The sequence below is a fragment of the Clostridium sp. SGI.024 genome (assembly GCF_050315195.1).
GTDB lineage: Bacteria > Bacillota > Clostridia > Clostridiales > Clostridiaceae > Clostridium.
The window spans coordinates 1-4471 of sequence record NZ_JBNPON010000112.1 but is presented as its reverse complement, the minus strand read 5'-3'; the positions used below and the strand labels follow the sequence as shown (position 1 = coordinate 4471).

At 27.4% G+C, this 4471-nt stretch carries 4 protein-coding genes and 1 pseudogene; 3 read left to right on the top strand and 2 right to left on the bottom strand.

The genetic code is table 11. The features are described 5' to 3' along the window. Positions 1 to 94: 94 nt before the first annotated feature. A complete protein-coding gene (locus ACQRD5_RS16720) occupies positions 95 to 625 on the top strand; it encodes a tryptophan transporter (protein ID WP_427747081.1) in 531 nt (176 codons plus the stop codon). 74 nt (positions 626 to 699) lie between these two features. On the opposite strand, the gene ACQRD5_RS16715 is transcribed toward ACQRD5_RS16720, so the two are convergent. Together ACQRD5_RS16715 and ACQRD5_RS16710 are read right to left on the bottom strand one after the other, a co-directional pair. Next, positions 700 to 1374 (bottom strand): polysaccharide deacetylase family protein, encoded by a 675-nt coding sequence (locus ACQRD5_RS16715; RefSeq protein ID WP_294167045.1) that lies wholly within the window; start codon positions 1372 to 1374, stop codon positions 700 to 702. A gap of 446 nt (positions 1375 to 1820) precedes the next feature. Next, positions 1821 to 3131 carry an IS30 family transposase gene (locus ACQRD5_RS16710; protein WP_320627576.1) on the bottom strand — a complete coding sequence of 437 codons (1311 nt, stop codon included), beginning with the start codon at positions 3129 to 3131 and terminating at the stop codon, positions 1821 to 1823. Positions 3132 to 3326: 195 nt separating this feature from the next. On the opposite strand from ACQRD5_RS16710, the gene ACQRD5_RS16705 reads away from it, so the two are divergent. Both ACQRD5_RS16705 and ACQRD5_RS16700 read left to right on the top strand, forming a co-directional pair. After that, entirely contained in the window at positions 3327 to 4100 is a 774-nt protein-coding gene (locus tag ACQRD5_RS16705; RefSeq protein WP_294363345.1) for a hypothetical protein, read from the top strand. Between the two features lie 44 nt (positions 4101 to 4144). After that, positions 4145 to 4291 (top strand): annotated as a pseudogene (locus tag ACQRD5_RS16700) (IS200/IS605 family transposase); the annotation flags it as partial. Positions 4292 to 4471 lie beyond the last annotated feature (180 nt).

Here is a 4471-nt window from a genome sequence, read left to right as displayed (position 1 = left end):
ATTTAAGTTAAGATAATAAAAGGAGCTGGTTATTATGTTATGAAAGACAGGAGATAATAAGGTTTAAAAATATAATAAAAAGGGGAAAATTATTATGAATAAAAATATGAATGTTAAAAAAATGATATTAAATGCGATATTAATAGCTATAGGAGCTTTATTACATCAAATTACACCAGCTTTAGGGTTACTAATGCAACCAGATTTTGCAATTTCAATGTTGTTTATTATTATATTAATTAATAAAGATTATAAAACTACTTTAATATCTAGTATAATTATGGGAATTATAACTGCTTTAACAACAAAATTCCCAGGTGGACAATTACCAAATATCATAGATAAACTAATAACTGCACATGTGATTTATTTTATGTTTAAAGTTATGGGAAATAAAGTAAGTGACAATATAAAGATAATATCAGCATTAAGCTTTGGAACAATAGTTAGTGGACTAACATTTTTACTATCTGCTAGTATAATAGTTGGACTTCCAGGAAGTTTTCTTACTTTAGTAACTGTGGTAGTATTACCTGCCACTATAATGAACATTATTCTTGGTACAATATTATATAAGTCTATAGGAGTGGCATTAAAAGTTACAGGAACTTTAGCAAGTAAATAAAAATTGCCCATTAATATATTTTTATATGATGCCATGGCATAATTAAAAAAATAATTATGCCATGGCATCTTTTTTTACTGCTTGGTAACTTTATATATTTCAGGTGTAGTTTCATCAATAGTTTTAAAAGTATAACCATTATTTTTATAATATTTAATTATAGATGGAAGAGCTTTAGCAGAATTCTTATTTATAAAACCACAATGCATTAAAACAACAACATTATCTTCAGCTTTACAAGCTTTTCTAATTATGGTTTCTGGAGAAGATTTATAATTTGCTCCATCACCACTATCTGCATTCCAATCATAGATTTTAAAGTTATTTTTATGTAGAATATCAACTAAATTTTGTGTTAATCTATAACTTTTGTTATTACATCCAAATGGAAATCTTAAAATATTATATTTTTCTCCAGTAACATTGTATATAGCATCTTGAGCTTTCATCATTTCATTTAAAAAATTATCATTACTGCAGTAAAGCTTATTTCTATCGTGAGTAAAGCTATGTAATCCTATGCTATGACCTTCATCTTTAATTCTTAATAAAATCGCTTCTTGTCCTTTAATTTCTGAACCTATTACAAAAAATGTTGCTAGAACTTCTTCTTTCTTTAAAGTATCTAAAATATCTTTTGTAACATTTCCACCTGGACCATCATCAAAGGTAAGATATACAACCTTTTCTTTATTATCTTTAGATGATGTATCTTCATTTATATCTATAGCAAAAGCTTTTGAAGATATCAAAATGGTAAAAATAATAGAAAATACTAATATTCTATTTAATTTAATTTTAATCACCTCCTAGAATGTTTAACATTATTAGTATTTCTAAATATAAATAAAATAACTTATATATTAATTGGAAAACAAGGTTAATATTATTAAAAATAACAATAATAAAAAATAAAACTTAATAAATTTATAAAAATTTTGATATACGTTGAATGCAAAACTAACTTCCGTTTTAGCGTAAGTTATTGCAACTGCAAGAGTAAAGTCAGTTTTTAGATATAATTTTAATAGTAAAAAGCTATAAAATAAGCTATAATTTTTATAAGATAATTAATTTTCAAGGGGTTTTAGACATGCTTATTAAGCCTACGGAATTTCCTTGCAAAACTAAGTTCCGTTTGCTTGATTTTTGCATAATTAAGTTCCGTTGATACTTGCCCTAGATTTTTGATATCTTATTTTTTGAAAAGTGCAGGTTTTAGATGTATTTCATCTGCTAGTATAGGTTTTAATGATAGCTTATCTAACAATGAATTATCTAATAACATTTGAGCTAGTTTGAATGGCGTATTTCCATTTAAACTGGCTCTTGCTGTACTATTAATATGATTCATCATTAAAGTAATCTCTTCTTGAGTACGATTGTTTAATGATATTCCTTTAGGTATTATGTACCTTATGTACTCGAGATTCTTTTCTACGTGCGGCTTCTGGTAAGAAGCCATGGGGTTACAGTAAAATATTTTAGTTCTTTGATTTCCTTCATTGTCTAATTCTAAAGAATTAGGGTCTTTAAATTCAGAACCGTTATCAGTTAAAATAACAGGAAAATGCCTTTTGAAATCCTCATGTCCAACTACCTCATATAATTTATCTATAGCTTCTTTTACAGCTACTTCCGTGCAATTATCAATAATAAAAGCTAGCATTAATGAGCAATTTCTAAAAATAAATGTTAGCAGAACTTTGCCACTACGTGTGCCGTGGACAGTGTCCATTTCTACTATAGGTATATTGGGATTCTCTTCAGTGAATTTAGCAAAATCAACAAATGTTCTCCCAATTCTATAATTAGACTCTTTAATGACAGGAAATGTAGATTTTTTTCTAGGTTTATACTTAACCTTTCTAGGCAAATCAATGTTTCTAGCTGTAAAAGCATTTTTATCAAAATAATTATATAAAGTTCTTTCACAACAATTTATTTCTTTCCTATGATGAGTGAAAATATGAAATAAAGATTGCCCTTTAAAAATTAATGGAGAGATAAAATCATCTATATTTTTCAATTCTTTTGAGGTTATATTAAGGCCTTCCCTAGATGATATTAATAGTTCTTTATACTTTGTATCTGCAATTTTAGATTTATAATACTGCTTTTCTGCCGTACACGTAGTAGCAGTGTTACAGCCGTTACAAACATATGGATAGCGATCAAGTTTAAAACATTTCTTAGCTGAAAAATCAGTGCATGCTCTGTAGCAGTTTATGAATCTACATTTCTTACATTGCTTTCCGCAGTTACTATTACATAAGTTTGTCTTAGTGCAACTTCTTCGATGTTGGCACGGTTGTATATCATTTTCCTTTTTCTTACTTACTTTAAGAAATCTATTTCTTTTAATTTCCTTAGATATAGTAGTTGGATCCTTTTTTATTCTTTCGGCAATTTCTTTTAATGGGTAATTTTGATCTAATCCATATTCAATTATAATTCGATCTTCAATCCTAAGGTGTTTTCCCTTGCATAAATTATTGTTTGACATAATTAATCCTCCCAATATGCTAAGGACAAATATCAAATTAATTATATCAAAGACTTTGAAAAACTAACTTCTGTTTAAGTAAAAAAACGGAAATTACTTTTTCAATTTACATATATTAAGAATATTTATCCTTTTATTTGACTTTTTCTCTAAATAGTATTAAAATTTATAAAAATTGTTAAAAGGGGAATTTAAATGAACAATTTTTCGAAAAAATTAACATCAAGTATATTATTAACATTACTATTATTTACTGGTCTAGTTTCAGTTCCTAAAGCTGAAACTATATCAAGTGAAAATGGAGAAATTAATGTTGATGAAATGTTTGAAAAAGCAGTAAATCAATATACTGCAAACATAATACAAGATAGAAGTACAAATACCAATAGTAGCGAATATGAAGAACCAAAATTTTTTGAACTAACAAATGAAGATGGAACAAAATATTTAGTTCACGCATTTAAATATGAAAATGAAAATGAAACACAAAAAAATAATGAAAACCAATATACAGAAACATATGTAGCTTCACTAGAAAATCAGTATATTTATCCATTAGAAGAAACTATTACTGCAAGAAATACAGCAAGTAATGAAGATTGGGATTCAAGTCTAGGAGTAAAAACTTATTTAACATTAACATATGATAAAAATCCTGGAACAAATGATTATTTACTAACAAATGTTAGTGGTGGGTGGTACAGAAGTGATAAATCAATAACTGTAAGTGATAGACAAGTTATAACAGTATGTCGTGATATGGCAAGACAATATCAACATACACTATATAATCCTACTTCAGATACATTTAGTTATGATACAGGATATACTCAGTATGTAACAGGAACATCTGATTCTTCTATTCTAGGAGCCTCAACATCAGCAACATTAAGTCGTGGAACTAGATCTAAATGGAAGCTTGAATTTGATTTCACATTATTTAATAATGCTGCTATACCTTCTTTTTAAATAAATAAAAACATACATATTAATTAATATGTATGTTTTTATTGTATTATGTTGATACAGTAGGAAGAAGTAAAAAAGTAATAAAAGAGTATATTAAAAATCAAATTCAGGAAGATTTAGTTTATGAACAAATGAGTTTGAAAGAATATATAGACCCGTTTACGAATGAGCCGGTAAAGAAAGGTAAATAATAAAACCCCTTCTATGGGTAGCCTGATGGAAAAATACGGTTGGCAAACCGTTCGACGTGCGAGTAGCATAGCAAATAACAGAGCCTTATAGGCGTAGAGCAAACCACCGTTTGACGGGTGGTCATGATTTAGTTTGAGACTGTAGATAAGTTTGTGTAATTGATTTTCTAAATTAGTTAT